This is a genomic window from Amycolatopsis sp. cmx-4-83, assembly GCF_046548815.1.
Lineage (GTDB): Bacteria > Actinomycetota > Actinomycetes > Mycobacteriales > Pseudonocardiaceae > Amycolatopsis > Amycolatopsis pretoriensis_A.
Window position 1 is genome coordinate 340459 of record NZ_JAEBEF010000008.1, and the last position, 26219, is coordinate 366677.

At 70.9% G+C, this 26219-nt stretch carries 26 protein-coding genes; 15 read left to right on the plus strand and 11 right to left on the minus strand.

The features are described from left to right. Positions 1–29: 29 nt before the first annotated feature. Both ACLJQM_RS26150 and ACLJQM_RS26155 read right to left on the minus strand, forming a co-directional pair. On the minus strand, positions 30–911 hold the full coding sequence (locus ACLJQM_RS26150) for a TIGR03854 family LLM class F420-dependent oxidoreductase (protein WP_247024188.1): 882 nt from the start codon (positions 909–911) through the stop codon (positions 30–32). Positions 912–965: 54 nt separating this feature from the next. Beyond that, positions 966–1403, minus strand: coding sequence for a MarR family winged helix-turn-helix transcriptional regulator (locus ACLJQM_RS26155; RefSeq protein ID WP_247024192.1), 438 nt, complete (start codon positions 1401–1403; stop codon positions 966–968). A gap of 86 nt (positions 1404–1489) precedes the next feature. On the opposite strand from ACLJQM_RS26155, the gene ACLJQM_RS26160 reads away from it, so the two are divergent. Continuing rightward, positions 1490–1867, plus strand: coding sequence for a DUF5313 domain-containing protein (locus tag ACLJQM_RS26160; protein ID WP_410633256.1), 378 nt, complete (start codon positions 1490–1492; stop codon positions 1865–1867). Positions 1868–1883: 16 nt separating this feature from the next. Further along, positions 1884–2822, plus strand: a complete 939-nt coding sequence (locus tag ACLJQM_RS26165; protein WP_410633112.1) for an RluA family pseudouridine synthase — start codon at positions 1884–1886, stop codon at positions 2820–2822. 122 nt (positions 2823–2944) lie between these two features. Here ACLJQM_RS26165 and ACLJQM_RS26170 read toward each other — a convergent pair whose 3' ends face one another. Then, a complete protein-coding gene (locus tag ACLJQM_RS26170; RefSeq protein ID WP_410633257.1) occupies positions 2945–3517 on the minus strand; it encodes a hypothetical protein in 573 nt (190 codons plus the stop codon). A gap of 180 nt (positions 3518–3697) precedes the next feature. Here ACLJQM_RS26170 and ACLJQM_RS26175 point away from each other — a divergent pair, with 180 nt between their 5' ends. Then, positions 3698–4273 carry a dihydrofolate reductase family protein gene (locus tag ACLJQM_RS26175; protein WP_410633113.1) on the plus strand — a complete coding sequence of 192 codons (576 nt, stop codon included), beginning with the start codon at positions 3698–3700 and terminating at the stop codon, positions 4271–4273. Between the two features lie 65 nt (positions 4274–4338). Beyond that, on the plus strand, positions 4339–4965 hold the full coding sequence (locus tag ACLJQM_RS26180) for an alpha-ketoglutarate-dependent dioxygenase AlkB (protein ID WP_410633114.1): 627 nt from the start codon (positions 4339–4341) through the stop codon (positions 4963–4965). 2 nt (positions 4966–4967) lie between these two features. Here the strand turns inward: ACLJQM_RS26180 and ACLJQM_RS26185 are convergent, their stop codons facing one another. After that, complete coding sequence (locus ACLJQM_RS26185) at positions 4968–6245, minus strand: cytochrome P450 (protein WP_247024197.1); 1278 nt, start codon at positions 6243–6245, stop codon at positions 4968–4970. A gap of 53 nt (positions 6246–6298) precedes the next feature. Beyond that, a complete protein-coding gene (locus ACLJQM_RS26190; protein ID WP_410633115.1) occupies positions 6299–7960 on the minus strand; it encodes a peptide-N4-asparagine amidase in 1662 nt (553 codons plus the stop codon). A gap of 144 nt (positions 7961–8104) precedes the next feature. Here ACLJQM_RS26190 and ACLJQM_RS26195 point away from each other — a divergent pair, with 144 nt between their 5' ends. Further along, the gene (locus ACLJQM_RS26195) at positions 8105–8791 is read left to right on the plus strand and encodes a Crp/Fnr family transcriptional regulator (RefSeq protein ID WP_410633116.1); all 687 of its coding nucleotides are present in this window, start codon (positions 8105–8107) and stop codon (positions 8789–8791) included. Positions 8792–8794: 3 nt separating this feature from the next. On the opposite strand, the gene ACLJQM_RS26200 is transcribed toward ACLJQM_RS26195, so the two are convergent. Next, positions 8795–9325, minus strand: coding sequence for a hypothetical protein (locus ACLJQM_RS26200; protein WP_360775821.1), 531 nt, complete (start codon positions 9323–9325; stop codon positions 8795–8797). A gap of 244 nt (positions 9326–9569) precedes the next feature. Here ACLJQM_RS26200 and ACLJQM_RS26205 point away from each other — a divergent pair, with 244 nt between their 5' ends. The 7 genes from ACLJQM_RS26205 to ACLJQM_RS26235 are packed head-to-tail and all read left to right on the plus strand — an operon-like array spanning position 9570 to position 17208. Then, the gene (locus ACLJQM_RS26205) at positions 9570–10217 is read left to right on the plus strand and encodes a Crp/Fnr family transcriptional regulator (protein WP_410633117.1); all 648 of its coding nucleotides are present in this window, start codon (positions 9570–9572) and stop codon (positions 10215–10217) included. A gap of 31 nt (positions 10218–10248) precedes the next feature. Further along, a complete protein-coding gene (locus tag ACLJQM_RS26210) occupies positions 10249–11505 on the plus strand; it encodes a hypothetical protein (protein ID WP_410633118.1) in 1257 nt (418 codons plus the stop codon). Then, on the plus strand, positions 11502–13784 hold the full coding sequence (locus ACLJQM_RS26215; protein ID WP_410633119.1) for a hypothetical protein: 2283 nt from the start codon (positions 11502–11504) through the stop codon (positions 13782–13784). Before ACLJQM_RS26210 ends, ACLJQM_RS26215 begins: the two co-directional genes overlap by 4 nt. Next, positions 13781–14800 (plus strand): hypothetical protein, encoded by a 1020-nt coding sequence (locus tag ACLJQM_RS26220; RefSeq protein WP_410633120.1) that lies wholly within the window; start codon positions 13781–13783, stop codon positions 14798–14800. Before ACLJQM_RS26215 ends, ACLJQM_RS26220 begins: the two co-directional genes overlap by 4 nt. A 48-nt stretch (positions 14801–14848) precedes the next feature. Beyond that, positions 14849–15844, plus strand: coding sequence for a LacI family DNA-binding transcriptional regulator (locus ACLJQM_RS26225; protein WP_360775835.1), 996 nt, complete (start codon positions 14849–14851; stop codon positions 15842–15844). 9 nt (positions 15845–15853) lie between these two features. Then, entirely contained in the window at positions 15854–16720 is an 867-nt protein-coding gene (locus ACLJQM_RS26230) for a helix-turn-helix domain-containing protein (RefSeq protein WP_410633121.1), read from the plus strand. A gap of 59 nt (positions 16721–16779) precedes the next feature. After that, positions 16780–17208 carry an SRPBCC family protein gene (locus ACLJQM_RS26235; RefSeq protein ID WP_410633122.1) on the plus strand — a complete coding sequence of 143 codons (429 nt, stop codon included), beginning with the start codon at positions 16780–16782 and terminating at the stop codon, positions 17206–17208. Positions 17209–17224: 16 nt separating this feature from the next. On the opposite strand, the gene ACLJQM_RS26240 is transcribed toward ACLJQM_RS26235, so the two are convergent. Next, a complete protein-coding gene (locus ACLJQM_RS26240; RefSeq protein ID WP_410633123.1) occupies positions 17225–17596 on the minus strand; it encodes a cupin domain-containing protein in 372 nt (123 codons plus the stop codon). 111 nt (positions 17597–17707) lie between these two features. Between ACLJQM_RS26240 and ACLJQM_RS26245 the strand changes: the two genes are divergently transcribed. Continuing rightward, entirely contained in the window at positions 17708–20350 is a 2643-nt protein-coding gene (locus tag ACLJQM_RS26245; RefSeq protein WP_410633124.1) for an ATP-binding protein, read from the plus strand. Here the strand turns inward: ACLJQM_RS26245 and ACLJQM_RS26250 are convergent. Then, positions 20331–20576: an ATP F0F1 synthase subunit C gene (locus ACLJQM_RS26250; protein WP_360775850.1), complete on the minus strand. Its 246-nt coding sequence runs from the start codon at positions 20574–20576 to the stop codon at positions 20331–20333. The two genes, ACLJQM_RS26245 and ACLJQM_RS26250, sit on opposite strands and share 20 nt — an antisense overlap. 98 nt (positions 20577–20674) lie before the next feature. Beyond that, on the minus strand, positions 20675–21739 hold the full coding sequence (locus tag ACLJQM_RS26255) for a serine hydrolase domain-containing protein (protein ID WP_410633125.1): 1065 nt from the start codon (positions 21737–21739) through the stop codon (positions 20675–20677). Positions 21740–21986: 247 nt separating this feature from the next. Between ACLJQM_RS26255 and ACLJQM_RS26260 the strand changes: the two genes are divergently transcribed. After that, complete coding sequence (locus tag ACLJQM_RS26260) at positions 21987–23048, plus strand: hypothetical protein (protein WP_410633126.1); 1062 nt, start codon at positions 21987–21989, stop codon at positions 23046–23048. Positions 23049–23158: 110 nt separating this feature from the next. Here ACLJQM_RS26260 and ACLJQM_RS26265 read toward each other — a convergent pair whose 3' ends face one another. Together ACLJQM_RS26265 and ACLJQM_RS26270 are read right to left on the minus strand one after the other, a co-directional pair. Beyond that, positions 23159–23527 carry a transposase family protein gene (locus tag ACLJQM_RS26265; RefSeq protein ID WP_410633127.1) on the minus strand — a complete coding sequence of 123 codons (369 nt, stop codon included), beginning with the start codon at positions 23525–23527 and terminating at the stop codon, positions 23159–23161. A gap of 454 nt (positions 23528–23981) precedes the next feature. Continuing rightward, on the minus strand, positions 23982–24563 hold the full coding sequence (locus ACLJQM_RS26270; protein ID WP_410633128.1) for a TetR/AcrR family transcriptional regulator: 582 nt from the start codon (positions 24561–24563) through the stop codon (positions 23982–23984). An 87-nt stretch (positions 24564–24650) separates the two neighbouring features. Between ACLJQM_RS26270 and ACLJQM_RS26275 the strand changes: the two genes are divergently transcribed. Next, complete coding sequence (locus ACLJQM_RS26275; protein ID WP_247024208.1) at positions 24651–26219, plus strand: MDR family MFS transporter; 1569 nt, start codon at positions 24651–24653, stop codon at positions 26217–26219.

A 26219-nucleotide genomic window follows, 5' to 3' on the forward strand; every position in this document is an offset into this window, starting at 1 on the left:
GGAACTCAGTGTACCTACCAGTAGGTACATCAGTTCTGCAGCGGCATGAGCTCCGCCTGGAAGTTCGCCAGGAACTCGTCGAAGTCGCCGTGGCCGGGCCGGATGACGAACTTCGACAGCCCGGCCTCGATGTGCTGCTCCACCAGCCGGCGTGCTTCGGGCCAGCTCGTCGCCACCAGGTCGGTGACCGGCACGCCGGGACGCCGCTTGGCCGCCGCGGCGATCAGCTCGTCCGGCAGCCCCTTGTCGGCCACGGCCAGGCTGAGCCCGAAGTGGTCCGCTTCGATCTCCCGGCCCGCCTCCGCCGCGGCTTCCTGGATCGCGATGCGGGCGTCGCGCGCCTGGGCCGGCGTGTGGAAGCTGCCGAGCCACCCGTCGGCGAGCCGTCCCGTGCGGCGCAGGGCGGCCGGCGCCGCTCCCCCGAGCCAGACGTCGAGCCGCTTGGCCGGGCGCGGCCCGAGGTGGACGCCGTCGACGTGGAAGAACTCGCCGTCGAAGGAGACTTCGTCCTCTTCGAGCAGCCGCCGCAGCAGGGTCAGCGACTCGTCGAAGACGGCGGCCCGGCGCCCGGCGGGCACCGGGAAGAGGTCGTGCTCGGCGGCGCGGGCCGGGCGCAGCCCGAAGACCGGCAGCACCCGCTTGGGCGCCAGGCCGGCCAGGGTGAGCAGCTGCTTCGCGACGAGCACCGGGTGCCGGCCCGGCAGGATCGCCACACCGGTGCCGACCTTGAGCTTCGCGGTCGTCGCGAGCGCGTGCGTCATGCCGATGAGGGGGTCGACTTCGGGTGAGTAGACGAGTTCCGACAGCCAGAGCGAGTCGACGCCGGCGTCCTCCAGCCGCCGCGCCAGCCCGGCGAACTCGCCGGGTCCCGTTCCCGCCGCCGGTGCGACGCCCAGCCTGATCTTCAGCACGGTTCCTCCCGGAAGGCTCTCCCAGGGGCAACGCGCCGGGCGGCCGGGAATTCCTCAGGCGGTCGCGCTGATCACCCGGCTCAGCGCGGCGTGCAGCGCCTCCAGCTCCGGCAGGTCCATCCCGAGGGTCTCGACGACCTTGTACGGGATCTTCTCCGCCTCCGCCCGCAACGCGCGCCCCTGCTCCGTCAGCTCGACGGTCAGCTGCCGCTCGTCCGCCCGGCTCCGCGCCCGTGTCACGTACCCCAGTGCCTCCAGCCGTTTCAGCAGCGGGGACAGCGTCGCGGGCTCGTGGCGCAGCGACGCGCCGAGGTCCTTCACCGAGCGCGGCGAGCGTTCCCACAGCGCGAGCATCACCAGGTACTGCGGGTGGGTCAGGCCGTACGGCTCGAGCAGCGGCCGGTAGATCGCGATCACGCTGCGCGAAGCCACCGACAGCGCGAAACACACCTGCCGGTCCAGCTTCAGCGGGTCCTCACCCAGGTCGATCATGTCCCCGATCCTACTGTGTCGCCGGTCGCGCTAATGATTAGTACACTAAGCATTAGTGTACTATGGAACTCATGGAACGACCGAGTGTGCTCCGCTGGTTCGGCTACGCCGTGGGCGTCCGGCTTCCCGCGCGCCTCAACGACTGGGCCCTGCACGACGCGACGTCGAAGCACTGGCGGGCGCGGTACGTCCTGCAGCGGTCGGTCGGCATCCTGCCGCTGTGCGCGGTGTGGCTGCTGCTGCCCGGCTCGATCTGGCTGCGGCTCTCACTGGTTCTCATGGCCGCGCTCGTCGCGTACTTCTACTCCTGCGCGTACATGGAGGAGAGCGTCGAGCACCGGCTCGGCCGGCAGGGCTTCCCGCACGACACCGGACGCCGCCTGCGCGCCGAAGCCGCCGAGGCGAAGAACGCCGAAGCGACCGCCCGCTACCTCGCGCGCTACCGGACCCCCTCGGAGGGTTAGTTAGAGTCCGGGGACCATGAGACGCAAGCTCCGGCCCCCGATCCCGCCGCGCCACGGGCTGGACCCCGCCCGGCTGAAGCTCCCTGACGAGGGCGGGTGGCCGACCCTGCTGGCGCACCTCGTCGACCGGCTGCCGAGGGTGGCACCGGACCGCATCGAGGAAATGCTGCGCGAAGAGCGCATCCACGGCCTCGACGGCCCGCTCGGCGTCGACACGCCGTTCGAGCCCGGCTCGTTCATCTGGTTCCACCGCGACCTGCCGGACGAGGTGCCGGTCCCGTTCGAGATCCGTGTCGTGCACCGCGACGAGCACCTGCTGGTCGTCGACAAGCCGCACTTCCTGGCGACCATCCCGCGCGGCCAGCACATCCTGGAGACGGCGCTCGTGCGCTTGCGGCGCGAGCTGGACCTCCCGCAGCTCTCGCCCGCGCACCGGCTCGACCGGGTCACCGCCGGCCTGGTGATGTTCGTGATCACGCCGGAGCTGCGCGGCAAGTACCAGACGCTGTTCCGCGACCGCCGCGTGCACAAGGAGTACGAGGCGATCGCCCCGTACGACGCCACCCTGGAGCTGCCGCGGACGGTCCGGAGCCGGATCGTCAAGGAGCGCGGGGTGCTCGCCGCGCGCGAGGAGCCGGGCGAGCCGAACGCGGAGACGTACGTCGAACTGGCCGAGCACCGCGACGGTCTGGGCCGCTACCGGCTCCGGCCCTCGACCGGCCGCACCCACCAGCTGCGCGTCCACCTCAGCAGCCTCGGCATCCCCATCCTCGGCGACGACTTCTACCCGGAACTGCGGGAAAAGCCCCTCGGCGACTTCACGAAACCGTTGCAGCTGCTGGCGAAGGTGCTCGCGTTCGACGACCCGGTCACCGGGACACCCCACCGCTTCACCAGCGGCCTGCGGCTGTCCGCGTGGGACGACCTCGCCGCGTGGGCGGCACCCCCGGCGTGACCCGGGAGCGCCGCCGGTGCGTCCGAGCGCCGGCCAGCGCCGAATCCGCTCCCGATGACCGTTGCGGACGCAACACAGCGAGACGCGGCGAACGACCAACGACAGGCCGGGCTGCACCTCTCCTACTTGTGCCAGAACTTCACGCCGCTCCACTGCACGGTGATCGGCCCCGCGCCGCTGGACGTGCGGTAGCTGCCGAACTTGTCGTAGTAGCTGCCGCTCGCGCTGGCGATCGTCTGCTTCAGCGAGCCGTTGAGGTACACCTTGTGCGAGCTGCCGACCTGGTTGATCGTGTTCACCCGCACCGACGTGCCGACGGTCGCGCCGCTGCCCAGCGTCGCCCCACCCTCCACCGCGTACATCCGGCCGCCCTTCTCGACCGCCAGCAGGAAGTACGGCCCGGCGTTCGAGCCGTCGCGGAACGTCTGCTTGAGACTGATCCGCGTGCCGCTCATGCCGGTGATCTTGAACGAGCCCTCGAACTGGTGGGTGCCGCCGGTGTAGGTGGTGTAGCGGCGTTCCGCGCGCTGGTCACCGCTGCCGGTCGAGCACGTCAGCTGGAAGGTGAGGCCGGAGAGCTGCCCGCAGCCCCGCTCCTGCTCGGTGTAGCCCGGCGAGTCCGGGGTCCACGGACCGGTCCCGACCTGGGCGTCCGCCGTGGGCGTGAGGATCGCGAGTCCTGCCGCGACCGCCATGAGCACGCCCGCACCGTGAATTCTGCGCACCGTCGACCTCCTGGGTCACTCGAGGCGGCGATGCTGTGACTGTACGAGCCGGAGCCGTCACGGACAAGAGTTTTCCCGGCGGTGTCGAATCCGCCGGACCTCGTTCGACAGACTCGTGAAGGCACCACCGATCATCCCCGAGGAGCACCCATGCGCACCCTGATCTCCACGTCGTTCGTCTCGCTCGACGGCGTCGTCGAAGCCCCGGGCGGCGAGGCCGGCTACCGCAACGCGGGCTGGACCTTCAAGGACGTCGAGTTCGACCCGGCCGCCTACGAGATGAAGGGCACCGAGCAGGAAGAGGCCACCGCGCTGCTGCTGGGCCGCGTCAGCTACGAAGCGTTCGCGCCGGTCTGGCCGGGCATGACCGTCGAGTTCGCCGGCTACAACGCGATGCCGAAGTACGTCGTGTCGACCACCCTCCAGGACTCCGACCTGGTGGACAACTGGGGCGAGACGACGATCCTGCGGTCGCTGGACGACGTCGCCGCGCTCAAGGAGACCGAGGGCGGGCCGATCATCGTCAACGGCAGCGCCACCCTGAACCGCTCGCTCGCCGACGCGGGCCTGCTCGACCGGCTCCACCTGCTGGTGTTCCCGGTGCTGCTCGGGGCGGGCAAGCGGCTGTTCAGCGAGACCGACAAGGACAAGCAGAGCCTGAAGCTGATCGACAGCGCGTCGTACGGCAACGGGATCCAGAAGCTCGTCTACGAGTTCGCGCGCTGACCGCCGCGGGTCCGGCCGGTGTTTCACGTAGAACATCTGTTCGAACGTGGTGTACGGTCGGACCCATGACGACCCCGGCACTGCAGGCTTCGTTGTTCGGCGAATCCGGCCCCGTCACGCTGCACCCGCTGGCACCGCGCCGGACCGAACTCGGCTCCGGCGCGTGGATCGACGTCCAGCCGGGCTGGCTCGACGGCGCCGACGAGGTGTTCACCGACCTCGTCACCGGCGTCCCGTGGCAGGCCGAGCGGCGCCGGATGTACGACCGGCTCGTCGACGTCCCCCGGCTGCTGTGCTTCTACGGCGAAGCGGCGCCGCTCCCCCACCCCGTGCTGACCGAGGCGCGCGCCGCGCTGAGCGAGCACTACGCCGGCGAACTCGGCGAACCGTTCCGCACGGCGGGCCTCTGCTACTACCGAGACGGCCGCGACAGCGTCGCCTGGCACGGCGACACGATCGGCCGCGGCAGCACGGAGGACACGATGGTGGCGATCATCTCGGTCGGCACGGCCCGCCAGCTGGCCCTGCGCCCCCGCGGCGGCGGCGAGTCCCACCGCTACGCCCTCGGCCACGGCGACCTCATCGTGATGGGCGGCTCGTGCCAGCGCACGTGGGAACACGCGATCCCGAAAACGAGCCGGGCGGTCGGCCCGCGGATCAGCATCCAGTTCCGGCCGCGCGGCGTGCGCTGAGGTCAGTCGACCAGGACCGGCAGCTCGTCCAGTCCGTACACAATGGACACCTGGCGGAACGAAAGATCCTTCTCCGGCACCGCGAGCCGCAGGTTCGGGAAGCGCTTGATCAGTGCCGGGTACGCCGTGCGCAGTTCCATGCGGGCCAGCTCCGCGCCGATGCAGCGGTGGATGCCGTAGCTGAACGCCAGGTGCGACGTCGGCTCGCGGGTGGCGTCGAAGTCGTCCATGCCCGCGCCCAGCTTCGGGTCGCGGTCCGCGGCCGACAACGACACCAGCACGATGTCGCCCTCGGCGATGTGGACGCCGGCGATGTCCATGTCCTGCTTGGCGAAGCGCGGGAACGCCATCTGCACCACGGTCAGGTAGCGCAGCAGCTCCTCGACGAAGCGGTGGACGGACTCGTCGTCGCCGCGGACGGCTTCCATCGCCTTCTCGTCGCGCAGCAGCACCAGGGCGCCGAGCGCCAGCATGCTCGCCGTCGTCTCCAGGCCGCCGGTGAGGACGCCGTCGGCGAGACCGGCCAGCTCGCGGTCGTCGATCTCGTCGCCGTGTTCCTTGATCAGCATGCCGAGCAGGCCGTCACCGGGCTCCTCGCGCTGCTTCTTCACGATGTCGAGCAGGTAGGTCAGCGACTCCGACATCGCGCCGAGCGACGCGCCCGCACCGCCGAAGAGGTCGAAGCGCGCGGTGCTCAGCCGCTGGAACTCGGCGCGGTCCTCATAGGACACCCCGAGCAGTTCGCAGATGGTCAGCGACGGGATCGGCAGCGCGAACGCCTGCCACAGGTCGACCGGGCCGTCGGTCTTGGCCATCGCGTCGAGCTGCTCGGCGACGATCTCGTCGATCCGCGGGGCCAGCCGGCCGAGCCGTCGCATGGTGAACTCGGGCGTGAGCAGCTTGCGCAGCCGCGTGTGCACCGGCGGGTCCGCGAAGCCGAGGCCGCCGGGGTTCTGGTCCGCGGTCACCCCGGCGTTGCCGACGAGGTTGCCGAAGTCGCTGGAGAACCCGGTGGCCTTGCCGAGGACGGCCTTCGCCTCGTCGTAACCCGTGACCAGCCAGGCGTTCATCCCGAAGGGCAGGTCGAGCTTGCCGATCGGCGCCTCGGCGCGGCGCTCGGCCATCGCGGCGACCGGGTCGAGCCCGTCGCGCTTGAGCGGCAGCAGCGCCGAATCGGGCAGGAGCGATGACATCTTTTCGAGGTCGAAGCCTTTTTTCGACTGCCGGGCGAGGTACCGGCGGCCGACCCAGCCCAGGACCCGTGAGCGCAGACTCCCCATGTACCCGACAGTACCGCACTAGCCCGATCGGGTGAGCGACGGCGAGACGGGACTCACCCCCGGGGCGGTACCTCCCGGTCCACGGTGATCAGCCCGTGCTCGCTCGCGGCGTAGTGGAAGTACGGGCGGCCCCGGTCGTCCGAGCCGGCGAACGACGTCTGCGAGCGCCCGTCGGCTTCGGTGTTGACGCCGTTCGTGCGGGCCAGCACGCCCGAGGAGCTCAGCCACTCCCGCGACGCGCGCACCGGCCGCCAGCTCCGGCCGTCGCCGGTGAGGTCGCCGAGGACCTTGGTCATTTCGGCCGCGCCGGAGATCCGCAGGTTCTGGTCGTCGGTGACGTTCGCGGTGGCGTCGGTGGTCAGCGGGTAGGACCACGTGTGCCGCGCGGCGGACCGCACCCGTCCGTCCACTGTGGACGTCGATGTCTGCTGCCCCGAATCGGCCTGGACGACGTGCTGGGTGAAGCCACCGCCGGTGACGTCGTCGCTGTTGCGGTAGTCGCGGGTGCGTTCGACGCGCGTGTACACGCGGCCGGCGGAGGTGTCGACGTAGCCCGCGGTCACGTCGTGGCGCTTCGCGGTGACGGTGACGTTCACGCCGCCGTCGATGTCCTTCACCGTCGTTTTCCGCACGGGCGCGGCGGCGACGTCGTCCTGGACCAGGGCGCCGGACGTGCGCGTCGCGTTTTTGTCGGTGTAGAGCAGTAGCGTCGGGACGACGGTGAACTCGCCGCCGATGTCCGGGAAGGAGAAGGAGAAGTCATGCGCACCGCCGTCCACGAGCCGGCCCGAGAACGGTGTCACGTCGTAGGTTTCGGCATGCAGGCTGAAGGTGTCGATCGCGACGATCGGCCGCCACAGCTGCGGCACGATCCCGCCGGAGTAGATGTGCGGGAAGGTGAACGCGCTGCCGGCGGCGGTCCCGTCGATCGCGAAGTTCGCTTCGCGGTAAGGCCCCTTGCCGCACAACCCGGCGGCCGGGTACTTCGCGGAGACGTCGTCGGGGACGTCGTCGAACCACTGCTCGTCGCACGCGTGCCCTTCGAGGGTGACCTCGAGGTAGGCGCGGGTGATGTTGCGCGGCAGGTCTTTCGCGCTGAAGTGCACGGTGGGCGCGGCGGGCGTCGCGTCGGCGTGCCCGAACCCGGCGACGTGGTCGGCGGTATCGGGCGCGGGGTGCCTGCGGTCGGCCTGGTAGTAGGTGAGCGTCACGGTCTGGGCGTAGACACCGGTGTAGACGGGCGAGTTGTAGTTCTCGATACCCCCGCGGAAAGGCTGCGGCGAGCGCAACAAGGCGGCATAGGGCGTGAGGTCCTTGTCGAAGTGATAGGTGATCGCCCGGCGGCCCTCGCCACTGGGCTCTTCGGTCGTGCCCCACCAGACCTCGGTCCCCCCGATCCGCAGATCCCCGATCCGATCGTACTGCCGCCCGCTCACGGTGACGCTCTGATCCATGACGACCTTCGCCCACGGCCCCGGACAAGCCTTGGGCGGCGCGAGCGTGCCTTCGTAGAACTGCGGCGTCCCATCGGCGGCATTGGACCGGAAGGCATCGGCGAGGGTGACACTGCAGTGCGCGGTGTCCGGCCGGGTCACCGCGGGCGCGGCGGTCACCGGATCATCGGTGTCCCCTTCGACGACGGGCGAGGCCGAGGCGACGGCCCCGGAGAGCACCCACGTCAGCACCAGCGACAGGACGATCGTGAAGATCCGCACCCGGTCACCCTAGTCCCGCGGCGCCGACGTGGTCCTCCGACGAACGGCTGGACATCGACGCGACAAAACCCGGCCACCCAGCTCGCCGCACTTGGGTCCGCCGGTGGCGGTCCGTACCATGCTCGGCGGCGAGGAAGGACAGCCTTGAGCAGCCTGACCGGGAACTTTCCCCACAGCAGCTTCCTGGCAAATCTGCCGGAGGCATCGAGAACCGGCCTGCTCGAATTGGGTGTCCCGCGCGAGTACTCCCCGGGCAAGGTCCTGCTCCGCGAGGGTGAAAGCACTTCGCACGTCCTCGTGATCGTGACCGGATTCGTCAAGGTGACGGCCTCGACGCCGGAAGGGACCGTGGCCCTGCTCGCGATCCGCGCCGCCGGTGAACTGATCGGCGAGCTCGCGAGCATGGACGGACAGCCCCGGGTGGCGACGGTCACTTGCGCTGGCCAGGTCCGCGCCAGGCTCGTCACCCAGCCCGAATTCCGCCACTTCCTCGGCGGCCACCCGGAAGTGGCGCTGGCGGTCGGGAGCAGTGTGGGCGGCAAGCTCCGCTGGGCCACCCGCCGGAGAGTCGACTTCGGGAGCCGCGAGGTGCGGATCCGGCTCGCGCGGGTGCTGCTCGAGCTGGCCACGGCGTACGGCACGGCCGAGCAGGCCGGTGTCGAGATCGGGGTGGACCTCACCCAGCCCGAGCTGGCCGGGCTGGTCGGCGCCGCCGAGCCGACGGTCCACCGCGCACTCGCCGGGTTCCGGCACGCCGGCCTCGTCGGCACCGGCTACCGGCGGATCGTCGTCGTCGACCGCGCCCGGCTGGAGACCGTCGCGGACGGATGAGTCCTAGGCGAACCCGGTGACCAGGAGCAGGAGCGGACCGCAGAGGAACAGCACCCCGGTGCCGGCCAGGGCACGCCGGACGTGGTGGTGTTTGACCATGGCCAGCTCCGCGAGCAGCTTGGAGAGCTGCTGAGCTTCAGTGCACTGCTGACGCAACGAAACGGGAACCCTCGTCAGGGAAGCACCCGCCACGGTCGGAAAGGCGAACCGGTTGGGCACGGCGAGGCGTTCCGTTCGCGGCCGCAGAGCCTGGACCAGCTCGTACGCCGAATAGACGTAACCCAAGACGAAGAACGCCAGGATCGCGAAGACGACGGCTCGCAGGCCGGGCGACGGCTGGGCCGCCGGGAGGAACGCCAACTGGGCGGCGACCAGAGCCGTGATCGTGCTCTGCACCGCGACCACGGTCCGCACCTTTTCGTCCGCGTGCTGAACCGCGCCTTGGAATGACGTCACCGTGCTCAACGCGGTGTCCAGCTCACGCGCCACCGCGGCGCCCGGTACCGAGGCGCGTTTCATCGTCCTGAGGCTCATGCACGTCTCCGTTCTTCTCCCGGCCACCAGCTTCGCGAACCCCGGATTCCCGCACCCCATCAGACGACGGGTTCGCCGGCGACGAAGGCGGGTTCCATGGCGTAACAGCCCACGCACGCGCCGCGACACGAGCACTCGGACCTCGGGAGTTGCGCTGAACCAAAGACGAGAGTGGCCCGCGGACTCGGTGCTCGGCCTCCTGGGGGCGCGCACCAGGAACGCCCTGCTGAGCTCCGGGACCACCGTGGCCTACGGCCCGCGGCAGACCGTGATCAGGCAAGGCGAGCAGAGCCATCACGTGGTGATCCCGCTGTCCGGCACGCTCAAGGTCATGGTCGACACCGAGTTCGGCCGCCCGATCTTGCTCGCGTTGCGCGGGCCGGGCGACATCCTCGGCGAAATGTCCGTCTTCGAGGGACGGCAGCGCTCGGCCAACGTGCAGACCTGCACCTCCGTCCGGGCGAAACTCGTCGGCAAAGCCCAGCTGAACGAGTTCCTCGACCGCCATCCCGACGTGTGGCGGGCGGTGGCCAGCTCCCTGAGCACCCGGCTCCACTGGGCGAACAGCCGTCGCGCCGAGATCCTCACGTGCCCGGCTCCGCTACGCGTCGGCCGGGTGCTGGCCGACATCGTCCAGCGCCACGGCCGCCGCACCGCCGACGGCTGGGTCCTCGACCTGTCCCTCACCCAAGCCGAGATCGCATCGCTCACCGGTGTCGCGCTGAGCACCTTCGAGAAGACGACTCAGCGCCTCCACCGGCTGGGCGTCCTCCGGAGCGAATATCGACGCATCGTGGTCGGGGACCTGGGCGCCCTGCTCCGATTCAGCAACCTCGCCGACCGAAACCCGTATCAGTACGGGGTCGAAGGGACGGATGTGGCTCAGAGTTAGGACAACTCGAAATCGATCACCGGAGGTCACCGTGGCGGACGACGGACAGTTCTCCCGGACGCTGCTGCTCGCGGTGGACGCCTGGCGGTACGGAACCCGGGACGACCTGCAGCAGCGCGACCTGCAGCGAGCGCTCGGAACCGCCGTGCGCGAGTCGGCGCTGCGCAGCGACCTCGACCCGGCGCGGTGGCAGCGGCAAGACGCCGGCGACGGGATGTTCACGCCGATCACGGACGGAAGCGCCGAGCCGAAGGTGATCGGTTCCTTCGTCCGGGAGCTGGACGAGTGGCTCGGCCGGTACAACCACGACCTCCAGCCACAGGCCCGGCTTCGGCTGCGGGTGGCGGTTCACCAAGGTGTGGCGATCCCGGCGGCCCTGGGCCACGCCGGAGCCGCCCCGGTGCACGTCTGCCGGCTGCGTGACGCCCGCGTCGTCCGCGAATTGCTCGAAGTGTTCTCCGAGGCGAATCTCGTTCTCGCCGTTTCCGAGGAGATCTTCGAGGGCTCCGTCCGCCCGCGACACACGTCGTTGTCCGTGAAGGACTTCACCCGGGTCGAGGTGGCCGAGCAGGCGAAGGAGTTCTTCGCCACGGCTTGGGTGCACGTGCCAGGGGTGGCCGGTGAGCGGGTCGGTGCCCAGCTCGACGCCTTCGCCGTAAGCCTGAGCTTCGCCGGGACAGCCGTCCCTCCTCCCCGGTTCTTCGAGCAGGCCGTGTGCCGGTCGTTCGACGCCGTCGGCGCGTCTGTCCCGGAAGGAGCGGAGGCATCCGGTGAGGTTCTTTCCTTCCCCGTGCCCGCCGGCCTCTCCGGAACCGTGCTGACCGGAACCTGGATCGAGCACCTGCGCAAGAACACCGACGCCCAGTTCCCCGGCATCCGGTTGGCGGCGGGGATCGCCAGGGCTCCCGACCCGGCGGTGGCCTGCGCCGAGGCGACCCGGCTCGCCGGTTCGGACGCGGCCGGCCGCCTGCTCACCGCCTCGACTCGGAGCCGTCTCGTCATCGTCGTGTCCGAGGAGGTCTACGAGGCGGTGGTGAGCCGGGGTGGGAGGTTCGTGTTCCCCGCGTCCTACCGGCATCACGAAGCCGGAACGGGTTGCTGGTTCAGGGTTCCGGGCCATTCGATACCCCCGGATCCCGGACCGCCGCAGGACCAGCCGGCCACCGGGGCCGGCTCGCCGAGCGCCACCGCCACGACCTACGGAGACCACTCCACGGCCATCGGCCACGGCACGTTCACCGCCCCGTTCATCATGGGCGACGTGCACCAGCACGGGAGCGACCGATGACCGAAGCGTCGAGCACGCCGTCGCCGACGGGACCGGCGGACAGCTCCGGCCCCGCGGGCGGCGCCAAACCGGATTCCTCGGCAGCACCTGACACCGGCGAGAAAACCGACGGCAACCTCCTCGGCGAAGAGAAGCGCAGCTTCACCAAGACGTTCCGGCAGGGGCAGCACTTCCTCTCGCCCGAGATCAACCAGTACGGTCCGGCGGCGTCGATCGGCCGGGCCGACATCAAGGAGCTCCAGGTCGGAGACCGGACCCAGATCTTCATCGGACACACCGTTTCCCGCACTTCGGGCCCGGTCCGCGAGGAAGTCCTGGTGTGGATCCGGGATCGCTACCTCGAGGTGTCCGGCTACGAGGAAATGCTCGACGCCCTGCGGGCCAACCGGGTCCTGCTCCTGCGCGGCCACCCGGGCACCGGCCGGGTCACCACCGCACTGCACCTGCTGGACCACCTCGCCGAGGGGCGGGTCTTCCGCTTGGAGAGCGGCGAAACCGTCAAGTCACTGACCGAGGCCGGACTGTCCGAAAACAACGCCGGTTACGTGGCCGAAGTCCCCCGGCGCGTCGCGAGCTCGCTCACCGAAACCCACTTGGAGAAGCTGCACGGGCTGTTCAAGGGCAGCGAATCCTATTGCGTCCTGGTCAGCGAGACCGATCCCCGGCCTTCCCACGTCTTCGGCGGGTACGCGCACGACTACACCGCTCCGGACGCCGGGGCGCTCCTGGAGAAGCACGCGTCGCACGAAGCCATCACCGAGGACGCGGACGACTTCGAAGACCGGATGTCGAACCTGCTGACCGCGGACTGGGTCGCCAAGGCACTCGGCCCCTGCCCGCGTCCCCTCGAATCCGTGCGGATGGCCGCGTTGCTGGCCCAGCACGCGAGGGACGAACTCACCCAGGTCGACGTCGAGCGCGAAGCCGCCCAAGCGGTGTACTTCCAGATCACCGAATGGTTCGCCGGGCTCCAGGCGATGCCGACCGGCGAAGAGCGCGACGAGGCACTGCGCCTCGCCGCCTTCCGGATCGCGCTGGCGGTCCTCAACGAATCGCCGTACCACATCGTCGCGGACGCGGCCGGCCGGCTGGCCCGGCGGCTCGTCGCCGCGACCGGGCCGACCGGTACCAGGCGTACTTCGCTGTTCTCGGACGACCAGGAGAACCGGCTGCCGGCCCTGCGCGCCAAGGTGGTCGACGGGCACACCACCTTCGGCCACGAACTGGTACCCATGCCGCTGCTGTTCTTCCACGACGAGCGGTACCCCAGCGCCGTTCTCAAGTACGTCTGGGAAACCCACCACCGCATGCGGGACGCCATCGCCTGGTGGCTGACCAAGCTGAGCAAGGACACCCGGCCCATCGTCTGGGTTCGGGCCGCGCAAGCCACCGGGTACCTGTGCGGACTCGACTTCATCTACGGCTTCGGGAAGATGATCCAGCCCGGCGCCTTCGCCGCCCCCGGCAAGATGAGCTCGACCCGGCGACGGATATCCGCGGCCATCGCGCTCGACCAGGCCGCCCAGGAGGAAGCCCTCCGGCCGGCGATCCGCGAGCGACTACGCCGTTGGTGCCGCTCCGGGAGCTACTCGGCGCGCTGGACCACGGCGTCCGCGCACGGGTTCACCATCGGCAGGCGTTACGCCACCGAATCGTTGAACGAACTGCGCATCCTCGGAACTCCGACGGAACGGCCGCCGACCACCGGCCCGGACGGCGTACTCGTCGAGGTCGCCGGGTTCAGCGTGGCGAAGATCTTCGCGTTCGGCGAAATCCGGCCGGTTCTCGACTGCCTCGGCCGGTGGATCCGGAACGATCGCAGCAGTCTTCGCCGCCTCGCCCTGTCCGCGATCGATCACCTGACCGATCTCTACGGGTTCGAACTCGACTATCTGGCGATTTCAGTGACCGGCGAGCGACCCGAACTGCCCGCGGCAGCGGAGAAGTGGCCGCTGCTGCTGACGCTGCAATGGCAGCAACCGGACCTCACCGAGCCGATCGCCGATCTGCTTCGCCAGTCCCTCCGCGCCCGGGCGGGCGGGAACACCGCCAAGAAGTTGCTCGGCAAGTGGATCCGCGTGGCCGAGCGGGACGGCGACTGCCTGGAAACCCTGGCCCGGTTCCTCCCCTACGTGATTGAAACCGATAGCGACGAGCGCCGCCTCGACCACCTGATCGAAAAACTGCGAGAGGACTGGGTCGATCCGCTGCGGCCCGAGGTCGCGGCACGACTGACCGAAGCGGTACGCGCCCGAAAAGAGAGGTACGCATCGGCATGAGTGACGAGAAGAAATCGGCCGCGACACCACCACAGCCGGTCGAGCAACCGCCGGTTCACACTCCGGAACCCAACTGGCGAGAGGATGCGAAGCAGGAGACTTCACCGGAGGAGGAGGTTCGCACCGTCGAGCCGTCCAACGTCAAGCCGCTCGTCGGCGAGTACCGGATCGGCCGCCTGGACTTCCTGGTCCGGCGAGCTCCCGCGCGGCCCTGGATCGCCTTGGTCTTCGTGCACAAGAACGGGACCATGACCACGTTGCGGGACGGGAAGCAGCCCACCCTCCCGCAACTGTTGTGGGGCGGATTCCGGAGCCAGTACGAAGTGGACATGTCGCTGCGCCGCCTGACCCTGGCGATCACCCTGCCGAGCGCGGAAGACGTTTTCGTTTTCCGCGCGGCGGTCGATGTGCAATGGCGGGTCGTGGCTCCCGAACTGGTGGTGAAAGGCGGCCTGACAGACATCCGCCGAGTACTCGTGCCGCAGTTGCTCGAGGGACTCCGGCAGGAGACGCGATCCCTCCGAGTCGGCGACGTCGAGTCCGCGGAAAAGGCGGCCGCCGCTCGGTTCGAGCACGCCTGGCTCGAAGAAGAGCACGGGTTGCGGACCACCGTGCTCGTGCGTTTGCGGATGGACAAACAAGCCGAGCACAACCTGCGGCTCGCGTCCGAAGTGCAGGCGTTCAAGACGCTGATCAAGGGCGGCGACATCGACCAGTTCGCGCTTCAGCTGGCCCAGAATCCCCAGCAGGTCGGCCCGGTGGTCCAGGAACTCGTCAAAGAGCGGGACACCCACCGCCGTCAGGTGTTCGACTTCATCACCAAATTGCTCGCGTCGGACGCGCTGGATCGCTGGCAGATCGACGATCAGGTCCGCGTCACGCTCGAATGGCTCAAGGTCTCGATCAACCGGGTCATCTCCGGCACCGACGAAGCCCGCCAGCTGTCTTTCACCGGGACTCCGCCGAGTTCGGTCAACGGCCACGACAACGGTGCGGTGGCCGACACAACCCTTTAAAACGTTTCAGATCGTGGTAGGCTCACGCCTTCTCGGCGAGGGGGTGCGGTGGTCGGCATCAAGGACGTCGCCAAGCGCGCGGGCGTCTCGATCGGCACGGTGTCCAATGTGGTCAACCGGCCGCACGTGGTCGCGACGGCCACCCGGAACCGGGTGCTTTCGGTGATCGAAGAGCTCGGCTACGTCCGGGACGAGTCGGCCCGGCAGCTGCGCGCCGGGCGGAGCCGGATCATGGGGCTGCTCGTGCTCGATCTCGGGAACCCGTTCTTCGTCGACGTCGCCCGCGGGGCCGAGCAGGCCGCGCACGCCGAGGGCCTCAACATCATCACCTGCAACAGCGGCCAGCGTTCCGACCTCGAGGCGTCGTACCTGGCGATGTTCGCCGAGCAGCGGGTGCGCGGGGTGCTGCTGAGCCCGGTCGCGACGTCCGGTGAGGCCCTGCGCGCGTTCCGGCGCAGCGGCACGCCCTACGTCTTCGTCGACCGCAAGGCGCCGGCGTCGGAGGCCAGTTCGGTGGCGGTGGACGACATCGCGGGCGGTGCGCTCGCGGCCCGGCACCTGCTGGAGACCGGGCACCACCGGATCGCGTTCGTCAACGGCCCGGCGATCCTCACCCAGTGCCGCGACCGCGAACAGGGCGTCCGCTCCGCTCTCGCGGGTTCGACGGCGGAGCTGACCGTGCTGGAGGCGATCGGCCTGGACGTCAGTTCGGGCCGCGACGCGGGCGCGCGCCTGCTGGGCACGAGCCCCCGCCCGACGGCGGTCTTCTGCGCGAACGACCTGCTCGCCCTCGGCGTGCTGCAGGCCATGGTCGGCGCCGGCATCCGCGTCCCGGAGGAGATGGCGATCGTCGGCTACGACGACATCGAGTTCGCCGGCGCGGCCGCGGTCCCGCTGACGTCGGTCCGCCAGCCGGCCCGCCGCCTCGGCCGCACCGCGGCGGAACTCCTCCTGGCGGAGACGGCGGATACGACGGTGGAGCGCCAGGCGGTGGTCTTCACCCCGGAACTGGTCGTCCGCGAATCGACCCGCGTCCGCCGGTAACCTCGGGCCATGGTGTTCGACTCCGCCCGGTTCGACCTCCAGCCCTACGCCGGTGTCCCCTGGGAGCGCTACGTCCGGCGGACCTTCTGCAGCTGGGAGCACCTCAACTGGCGGTCGCTGCTGGTCCAGCGCTTCGAGCACGTGCCCGTCGCCGAGGAGGTGCGCCTGCCCGGCACCGCCGACCTGCACCTGGTGCTCCCGGTGTCCGGCCGGGCGGAAACGGCGGCCGGCGCGCCCTGGGTTCCCGGGCGGCTCCAGCTGGGGATCCCGCACCGGCCCGCGCTGCGCCGCTACCGCGGGGGCGCGTCGATGCGCAGCGTCCAGATCCACGTCCCGCGCGACACCGTCGACACCGTCGCGGCCGAACTGGGCGGCGCCGTGGACTTCGACGCCGTGGCCGCGTCGCTGGCCACCGGGGACGCCCTGCTCGAAGAAGCCGTCCGCACGCTCGGATTCCCCGGTGAGGCCGGCGAGCTCTACGCCGAATCCGCCGCCGCTTTCCTGACCACGCACCTGCTCACCCGGCACGGGCAGCGGCGCGCCGGGCGGACGCCCGCCCGGGAAGACGCTCGCGTGCGCACCGCCGTGGCGCTCATGCGCGAGCGGCTCGCCGAGCCGGTCACCCTCGCCGACCTCGCCGCCGAGGTGCACCTGTCCGTCTTCCACCTCGTGCGGGTGTTCAAGGAGACCACCGGCGAGACGCCGCACCGGTTCCTCACCCGGCTGCGGATCGAGGAGGCGAAGCGGCTGCTGCGCACCACGGACCTCGCGCTCGACCGGATCGCGGCGCGCTGCGGCTTCGCCGGCCCCGGCCCGCTTTCGGCCGCCTTCCTGCGGCACACCGGCACCCGCCCGTCGGCCTACCGCAATTCCTGAGCGGGGCACCGCAATCCCGGACGTGGAACCGGGACCGGCCGCCGCCCTAGCGTTGCGCCATGACCGCAACGCAGTCCTACGACGTCACGGCCGACTCCACCGCACCGCCCTCGGCCGTGTGGGCCCTGTTGCTCGACGCACCCGGCTGGCCGTCGTGGTCGCGGATCGACGCGCTGGAAAGCGAGCAGCCGGCCGGGGTCGGCGCGGTCCGGGCGTTCCGCACCGGGAAGGTCGTCACGAAGGAGCGGATCACCGCGCTGGAGCCCGGACGCCGTTTCGCCTACGAGGGCGCGGAAAACCCGCAGCTGACGGACTACCGGGCCGCTGTCGAGCTGCTCGGACTCCCCGGCGGCGGGACGCGGATCCGGTGGCACGGCACGTATTCGGCGCGCTGGGGCAGGCGCTGGTTCCTCCGCCGGTACCTCCGCCGCTTCATGCAGGACATGGCCACCGGACTGGCCGCCCACGCCGCCCGCGTGCGGCAGTGACGGACGGCGACCACTTTCAGAAGGTGACACCGGCGTCGGCGGCCCGGGCGTCGTCGAGGAAGTCCTGCTCGATGCGCGGCGAGGCGTGGATGCACATCATGCGGAGCGGCTCCGGGCCGACCGCGCGGAAAGCGTGCGCGGTGCCCGCGCCGACGACCACGACGTCGCCCTGGTTCGCCGTGACTTCGCCCTCGGAGGTGCGGATGAGCGCTTCGCCGGCGAGCACCACCCACGTCTCCGAGTACGGGTGGACGTGCGCGGCCGGGCCCTGGCCCTCGGTGTTGTGCACGTGGAAGAACGAGATGCCCGAGCCGTAGGCCTCGCCTTCGAACCGGGCGGTGCGCCCGCTGCCGATGCGCAGGTCGTCTTCCTTCGCGATGACCACCATGGGGTTCTCCTTTCGGGGTGTGGTGGTCATCCTCGGGCCGGTCGCGGCCCCGTGACATCCGTGGTGACCACGGATTCCGCCACGGAGAACCCGTGCGGCATACTCCGTGGCATGCCGCCCGCGCCGACGATCTCGCCGCGCGAGCGCGAGGTCCTGCTGGCGCTCGCGGACCGGCTGACCAACGCCGAGATCGCGGAGCGGCTCTTCGTTTCGGTGCGGACCGTCGAGAGCCACGTGTCCGCGCTGCTGCGCAAACTGGACGCCCGCGACCGCCGCGGACTGGCCGCGAAGGCACCGGAGTTCACGGCCGAAGCGGCGGGGCTCGTGGTCGGCGCGCCGAAGCCGCCGACGAGCTTCGTCGGGCGGATCGCCGAGCGCGACGCCGTCGTGCGGCTGGTCGCCGAGAGCCGGGTGACGACCGTGCTCGGGCCGGGCGGGGTGGGCAAGACCCGGCTGGCCGTGGCCGCGACCGAGGTGGCGTCGGCGGGCTTCCCGGGCGGCGCGACGTTCGTCAGCCTCGTCCCCAGCCGGCCGGGTTCGGTGCTCGAGTCGGTCGCGGCCGGGCTCGGCGTCGTCCCGCGGCCGCAGCAGCCGCTGCCCGACGCCGTCGCCGCGCAACTGGCCGGGCGCGCCCTGCTGGTGCTGGACAACTGCGAGCACGTGGCCGACGACGTCGCCGACGTGATCACCACGCTGACCGCGGCGAACCCGCGCCTGAGCGTGCTGACGACCAGCCGCGAACGGCTCGGCGTCCCCGGCGAGACGGTGCTGCAGCTGGGTCCCCTGCCCGCGGCGGCCGCCCTGTTCACCGAACGGGCGAAGGCGGTCGACCCGGCGTTCGAAGCCGACCCGGCGCAGGTGGCCGAGGTGTGTCGCGAGATGGGCGGCTCCCCGCTGAACATCGAACTGGCCGCCGCGCGGGTCGCCTCGCTCGGCATCGCCGGCCTGCGCGCGGGCCTGGCCGACGACCCGCTGCGGGTACTGGCCGCCGGCCGCGGCGGGGAGCCGCGGCACCGGTCGCTGCGCTCGGTGGTCGAGTGGAGCCACCGCCTGCTGACCGACGAGGAGCGCACGGCACTGGCCCGCGTCTCCCGCTTCCGCCACGGCTTCGACCTCGACGGCGCGACGGCCCTGTCCCCCGACCTGTCGGTCGGCGCCCTCTCGGACCTGCTGGGGCGGCTGGTGGACAAGTCACTGGCGCACCGGACGCCAGGCGGGTGGGCCCTCTTCGACGGCGTCGCCCGGTTCGCGCGCGAGCGGCTGGCGGATTCGGCCGAGGCGCCCGAAATCACGGACCGCTACTTGCAGTGGGCCACCCGCCGCGCCCGGGAGTTGATCGCCCGCTTGGGCGGCGACTGGCGCGACGAGTTCGACCGGCTCGCCGACGACCTGCGTGCGTGCGTGGCGGAGGGGCACGAGCACGATCTTGCCGCCGAGCTCGCGCGGCTGACCTACGCGCGCGGGTTCCTGGCCGAGGCGGCGGCCCACTGGCGCACGGCCGCGGACCGGGCCCCCTCCCCCGCGAGCGCCGCCCTGGACCTGGCCCGCGCGGGCAGCTGCGCGCACCTGCTCAACCACGCCCGCGACCACTACGACCTGCTGCTCGTCGCCGCTGAGCGCGCCGACGGCGATCCCGCGACGAGGGCGCTCTGCCTGGCCGATGCCGTCGTGCTGGCCGAACGCTTCCGGGGCGCCGGGTTCATCACCCACCCGGTGCCCGACGGCGAACTGGACCGGATGCTCGCCGAAGCCGCGGCGCTGGCGGACGGCGTCGCCTCACCGACGGCGCACGCGCACGTGGCCGTCGCTCGGGCGTGGCTGTCCGGGCCGACGCCGCAAACGGTGACCGCCGAAGCGGCCGGCCTCGCCGTGGCCGCCGCCGGGGATCCGCTGCTCCTCAGTGCCGCGCTCGACGCCCGCTGCACCGCCGAAGCCCTCGCCGGACGGCCGGATCTGGCCCACCGCACCACGCAAGAGCGCCTCGAGCTCGTCACCGCCGTGGACCGGAGCGATCCGCGGGCCGCGCTCGAGGTGCTCGACGCCTTCCGGTCCGCGATCGCCTACGCCGTCGCCACCGGGGCGCCGGCCGACGCGCTCCGGGTGAGCAGGCAGGCCGCCGGGGATCCGGCGATCGCCGGGCACCCGTACTGGGGCACGAGCGGGCTGGTCACCGCCCTCGCGCTGACCGGGCGGTTCGCCGACGTCCGCACGCTCGCCGAAGAGATGTGGCAAGCCACCGCCGGAAACGGGCCGCCGCGCAACGCCACCCTCGGGGTTCCGCTGCTGGCGGCCGCGCTCGCCGCCGGGCTTTCCGGCGACGAACCGGCGATGACGACGTGGCGCGCCCGCGCGGCCGCCGTCGCCGGCGTCGCCACCCCGGCCGGGTCGCCGAACCTCGCGCCGCTGGACGCGTTCGTCCGCGGCCGGGTCGCGCTGCACACCGGTACCGGCCTCGAGAACGCTTTCGCCGACGCCGCAACGGACTTCGCGCCCGGCCGGTTCGACGGGTACGCCGCCGGCGTGGCCGCCGAGCTGGCGGTGGTGCTCGACGTCCCCGACGCCGAGCACCACCTCCGGCGCGCCGGACGGCACGCCAGACACAACAGCTGGACGGCCGCGGCCGCGATCCGCGCCCGAGCCCGCCTTCGGCACGACGCCGGACTGCTGCGGGACGCCGCGGACCACTTCACCGGAATCGGCGCCGCATTCGAAGCGGAAACGACGTCGCGCGAACTCACTTCGTGGACGCGATGAAATAGATCACGATGCCGATCAACGCGAGCACCTCGGTGAGCACGAACGTCGAATAGGCGATCGCCTGCAGTTTCCCCCGCGCTTCCGGCTGCCGCGCGGTACCGTTGATGACGGCGGCGAAGATGAGGCCGACGCCGATTCCGGGGCCGATCGCGCCGAGGCCGTAGCCGATCGCCGCCAAGCCGGGGTTGATGTTGGCTGCCTGGGCCAGAACGTAGTCACTCATGGCATTCCCCTTCACATCGAATGCAGAAGAATCGAAGGTTTCGGGAATTCGAGAACCGAGCGGTCCGGACACCACAAGAGTAGCAGAAAACGTCTTGCTCAAGCCATGATCGCGTCGTAGGCCGCCATCACGAGCCCGAGCCCGCGGGCGTACCCGTCCTCCCACCGGACCTGGTTCATCACGTACGCCACCGTCATGCCGAGATCGGCGTCGACGAGCACCACCGAACCACCCCAGCCGCCCCACGAACACGTGCGGCCGTCCAGCCGGTACCCGAGGCCGTAACGGATCGGGGCGCCGATCACGCGGTCCACGCCGTCGTGCTGTACCTCGAAAACGCGCTCGCTGCCGGCCGCCGAAAGGAGCCGGACGCCGCCGGCCACTCCTCCGCACGCCAGCGCCGACTGCAGCGTGGCCACCGAGCGGGCGTTGCCGTAACCGTTGACGGCAGGCAGTTCCGCGCGTCGCCACGCCGTCGCGTGCGAATCCGACACCCCGAGCAGGAAGCCCGGCGGCTTGTCGCCCCGGGGATCGGCGAGCAGCGGCGCGACCCGGTGGTCGTGCTCGGCGCCCAGCCCGATGTGGAAGTCGGCGCCCACCGGACCGGCGATCTCTTCGGCGAAGAACGTGCCGAGGCTGCGCCCGGTGACGCGGCGGACGACCTCGCCGATCAGGAACCCGAAGGTGACGGAGTGGTAGCCCGCCGCGCTGCCCGGCGGCCACTGCGGCGCCTGCGCGGTCAGCCGCGCCGTCACGGCGGGCCAGTCGTAGAGGTCCTCGACCGTGATCGGCCCGTCGAAGTCCGGCAGGCCCGCGGTGTGCCCGAGCAGGTGCCGCACCAGCACGGTTTCCTTGCCTGCGGCGGCGAATTCGGGCCAGTACGCCGCGACCGGCGCGTCCAGGTCCAGCTGCCCGCGGTCGGCCAGCACCAGCGCGCACAGCGCGGTCATCGTCTTGGTCGTGGACCAGACGGTGGTGATGGTGTCGCGCTCCCACGCCGTGGTGCGCGCCGCGTCGAGGTGCCCGCCCCACAGGTCGGCCACGAGCTCGCCGTCCACGACGACGGCGACCGAAGCGCCCACGTCGCCGGCGTCCAGCGAGGCCGCCAGCGCCTCGCCCACCTTGTCGAACCCGTTGTCACACTCACCCCAGATGTCGGCCACGGCAGCAAGGTAGCCCCGCCGGGCCGGGCCGCACGACCCATTTTCCGCGTCGCGCCCGGCAAAAGATCACCGGAAATCCGGGAACGGGAAAACCGCGAACGGGAAACGGACCTGTTCGACCTTCCGGTCCAGCGCAATTCCACCGGTGGCACCACGGAAATCTCCCTTACCCGTTCGGGCGAGAGCCGGGAAGCGGAAAAAGGGGTAACGTCGGCCGCCGTTCCACCACTGAGGGGAAGGCCGAACCGTGCCGTACACCCATTTCCGTTACATCGCCTACGAAGTCCCGACGGCCACCCGCCGCACCGACGTGCCGGGGCCGACGCTGGCGGGGCTGCCGCCCGGCAAGCTCTGCGATCCGGTGCCCGACATCGCCGTGCCGAAAGCGCCGGAGAGCACCGACTGGTTCATCCGGCTGCGGCGGCTGGCCGCGGTGGTCAACATCGCGCGGGCGAACGTGGGCGACGACGACCCCGGCACGCTGAAGGTGTTCGTGGCACCGGAGTTCTACCTCCGGCCGGCCGACCCGGCGACGAGCCACACCTACTCCACGAACCAGTACTCGCAGGTCTGGGACGCGCTGGAGAAGATGTTCCGGACCCCGCGGTTCAAGAACTGGCTGATCGTGCCGGGTTCGGTGCTCTGGTATTCGGACGTGCTGGTCGCGAACGAGAAGACCTACTTCAACAGCGTGCTGTACCTGCGCGGCGGGGCCGACGGCGGCGAGGCCGGGCGCATCGAAAAGAAACTGGCTTCGTCGATGGACGGGGTGCCGACCCGGTCCGCGGTCGGGAACGTCAGCGAGCCGTTGGTGAAACGGGCGTACTCGGAAGCGGCGTTCCTCCGGGAGCGGTTGTTCGAAATCGACGCGAAAGCGCATTTCGGCCTCGAAATCTGCCTCGACCACCGCCTGAAGGTGCTCAAGCAGACCCTGGCCGACCGCCAGGCCGACGGCGCCGACCCGTGGAAGCGCGGCGGCCCCGCCCTGCACGTGCTGACCGCGGGCGGCATGCCGCTCAACCCGGCGTCGGTCGCCGCCCGGCCCGGCGGCTACGTCCTGCGCAACGACGGTTACGCCGATCCGCCGGCCTCGGAGCTGCGCAAGGTGACCGCGTACCAGCTGCCTTCGAACGCGCCGGGGCAGGCGTGGGACGACAAGGCGGTCGCCACGCTCGAAGCCGATCCCGGCACCGCCGTCGAGATCCCCCTCCGCGGCGACGCGGTGCTCGTGCCCCCGATCGCCGGCCCGGGCACCTACGACATGCCGGTCCAGCGCCTGCGGCTCTACCCGCCCCTGCCGCTGCCCTGAGCCACGCCCGGCCCGCCGAAGCGGCTCCAATGGGGTCGTTTCATCGTGGCTGTCCAGGGATGCGCCAGGACGTGGAGGGCGGCTTCGGCGCCCTCCACGTCCGCAACGCATCACCGAGAAAGCCGCGTTGGCCTGCCCTGCCGCTGACCTGTGGTCAACGGCCGGTTCGCTTCGGCTTTGTAGAGCGCGAGCACGATCTGCTCACACGCCCCGCCGCACCGGCTGCAAGCACGCGTGTCGCGGATGTCTTTGTGCCAGCCGTGGAACCCCTTTGCCCCGGCCGGGTTCAGCCCGTGGGTGTGCACTCCTTCCCGCAGACGCAACCGGCGGCAGGCGGTGATGTCGGCGGTCCGGCTTGGCAGCACCGCCGAGACCCACATCAGCCGGCCCCTCTCGTCGGTCACACCGAGCACGACCAACCCGTGCTGTTCGTGTTTGCCGCTGTAGTTGGCCCGGTCGGCGCGGCGGGTCCGGATCAAGGTCCCCTCCACAGCACCACCGACGCATCGGAGCGGGCCGGCCGGTTCAACACCTGCCCCAACGGCGGGCACGAACGGCCAGCAGGGCGATGACCTCCAGCACCCAGCGCCGCACCCTGGAGGCCGACACACCCTGACCGCCGCCGTCGTGTCCGGATCAGTTCGGCGACCAGACGCAGGGTCTGGCGGTAGGGGGAAGGGTGACCTGATAGAAGGAGAACCGAAGCCCTCGGCGGGTTGTTGACTCACATCTCGATCTTGGCGAGGGCTTCGCCCAGGTCCGGGTCACCGCCGTTCCCGGCGCCACTTCCCGCCCCGCCAGCGAAACAGGCCTGCTCCAGCGTCCCAACCAGGCACAACCACAATGAAACGACCCCAATGTGGCGTTGGGTGCGCTGGGGGCACCGAACGCCACATTGGGGTGCTCGGCCGGACCGTCGAACACCCCGCGAACTCAATCGAAGTGGACGCGGCCGAGCAGGTCGTCCACCAGTTCGGCCAGTGGGCGTTCGTCCGCGCTTTCCAGCCACAGCACGGCTCCGGTGCGCAACGCGGCGAGGAACGTCGCCGCCATCAGGCGGGCCGTTCCCTCGGCCAGGCCGGGCTCGCGCGTCACCAGCACGGTGGCCAGGTCGCGTTCCAGCGCGATCTGGTCGCCCGCCTGCCGGGCCAGCAGCGACGGGTGCCGTCGCAGCAGGCGCAGCTGCGCCACCCACTCGCGGTCGGGCGCGGCCCCCGCGCGGTTCAGGTCGCGGCTCGCCGCGCGCAGCGCCGGCCACGGCTCCTCCCCCGCCGGCCTGCCCTCGACCAGGGACACCAGCTCGCGGGTGCGCTCGCGGTCGGCGTGCAGGACCGCGTCCTCCTTGTTCGCGAAGTAGTTGGAGAACGTCCTCCGCGACACGCCCACGGCGTCGGCGATGTCCTCGACCGTCACGCCGTCGAGCCCGTGCTCCATCGCCAGCCGCAGCGCCGCCTCGTGCAGCGACTGCCGCGTCGCCGCCTTCTTGCGGTCGCGCAGCGAGCCGGGGATGTCCATGCAGGCAGCCTAGCGACGGGAATAAGTTGCTCATTGCGCAAGTTTGCCCAATGAGCAATACTTGCCCGGATCGTGCGAAGGGATGCCATGAAGTCCGAAACAACCGACCCGTCCGGGGCGATGCGGCACCGCGAAGTGCTCGAATCGCTGTCCGGCCTGCTGCTGGCCCTGTTCGTGGCCATGATCAGCTCGACCGTCGTGTCGACGTCGCTGCCGCTGATCATCGGCTCGCTGAACGGCACCCAGACGCAGTACACGTGGGTCGTCACGGCCACGCTGCTCGCGGCGACGGCCACCACCCCGATCTGGGGCAAGCTCGCCGACCTGTTCAACAAGAAGACGCTGGTCCAGGTCGCGATCGTGATCTTCGTGGCCGGCTCGACGATCAGCGGGTTCAGCCAGGACACCGGCCAGCTGATCGCCGCGCGCGCGTTCCAGGGCATCGGCGTCGGCGGCCTGCAGGCGCTGGTCCAGGTCGTGATCGCCGCGATCATCCCGCCGCGCGAGCGCGGCCGGTACAACGGCTACCTCGGCGCCGTCATGGCGGTCGCCACGGTCGGCGGGCCGCTGCTGGGCGGCCTGATCGTGGACGTGCCGTGGCTGGGCTGGCGCTGGTGCTTCTTCGTCGGCGTCCCGATCGCGGTGCTCGCGTTCATCGTGCTGCAGCGCACCCTCAAGCTGGAGACCGTGCGCCGCGACGACGTGAAGGTCGACTACCTCGGCGCCGCGCTGATCGCGGCCGGCGTGAGTGTGCTGCTGATCTGGGTCTCCTTCGTCGGCAACGCCTTCGACTGGCTCTCCTGGCAGACCGGGGTCATGGTCGCGGGCGGGCTCGTGCTGCTCGCGCTCGCCGTGCTGGTGGAGACGAAGGTGCGTGAACCGGTCGTGCCGCTGAAGATCGTCGTCCAGCGCACGCCGGCGCTGGCGATCCTCGCGAGCCTCGCGGTCGGCATGGCGATGTTCGGCGGCGCGGTGTTCCTCGGCCAGTACTTCCAGATCGGCCGCGGCTACACCCCCACCGAAGCCGGCCTGCTGACCATGCCGCTGATGGCGGGCGTGCTCGTGTCCTCGACCGTCTCCGGACGGCTGATCAGCCGCACCGGCAAGATCAAGCCGTACATCGTCGGCGGCACCATCACCCTGGTCGTCGGCTTCCTCGCGCTGGGCACGGTCGACCACGCCACGCCGCTGTGGATCGTCGGGATCGCGATGGCCGTGGTCGGTCTCGGCGTGGGCATGACCATGCAGAACCTCGTGCTGGCCGTGCAGAACGACGTCCCGCTGCGCGACCTCGGCGCGGCGAGCGCGTCGGTGACGTTCTTCCGGTCCCTCGGCGGCACCATCGGCGTGTCGGTGCTCGGCGCCGTCCTCGCCAACCGCGTCTCCGCCGACCTGGCCGCGGCCCTGCACGTGCCGGCGGGCCAGGCGTCGACGGGCGGGGTCAGCGCGCTGAACCTCAAGGCGCTGCCGCCGGAGGTCCAGGCGGTCGTGCACACGGTGTACGGCGACGCCACCGCGCACATCTTCCTGATTTCGGCGGCGGTCGCGGTCGTCGGTGTCCTCGCGGCGCTGCTGCTGAAGCCGATCACCCTGCGCACGACGATCGACCTGGACAAGGACGGCGAGCCCGCCGCGCCGGAACCGGCCGCGCGGTAG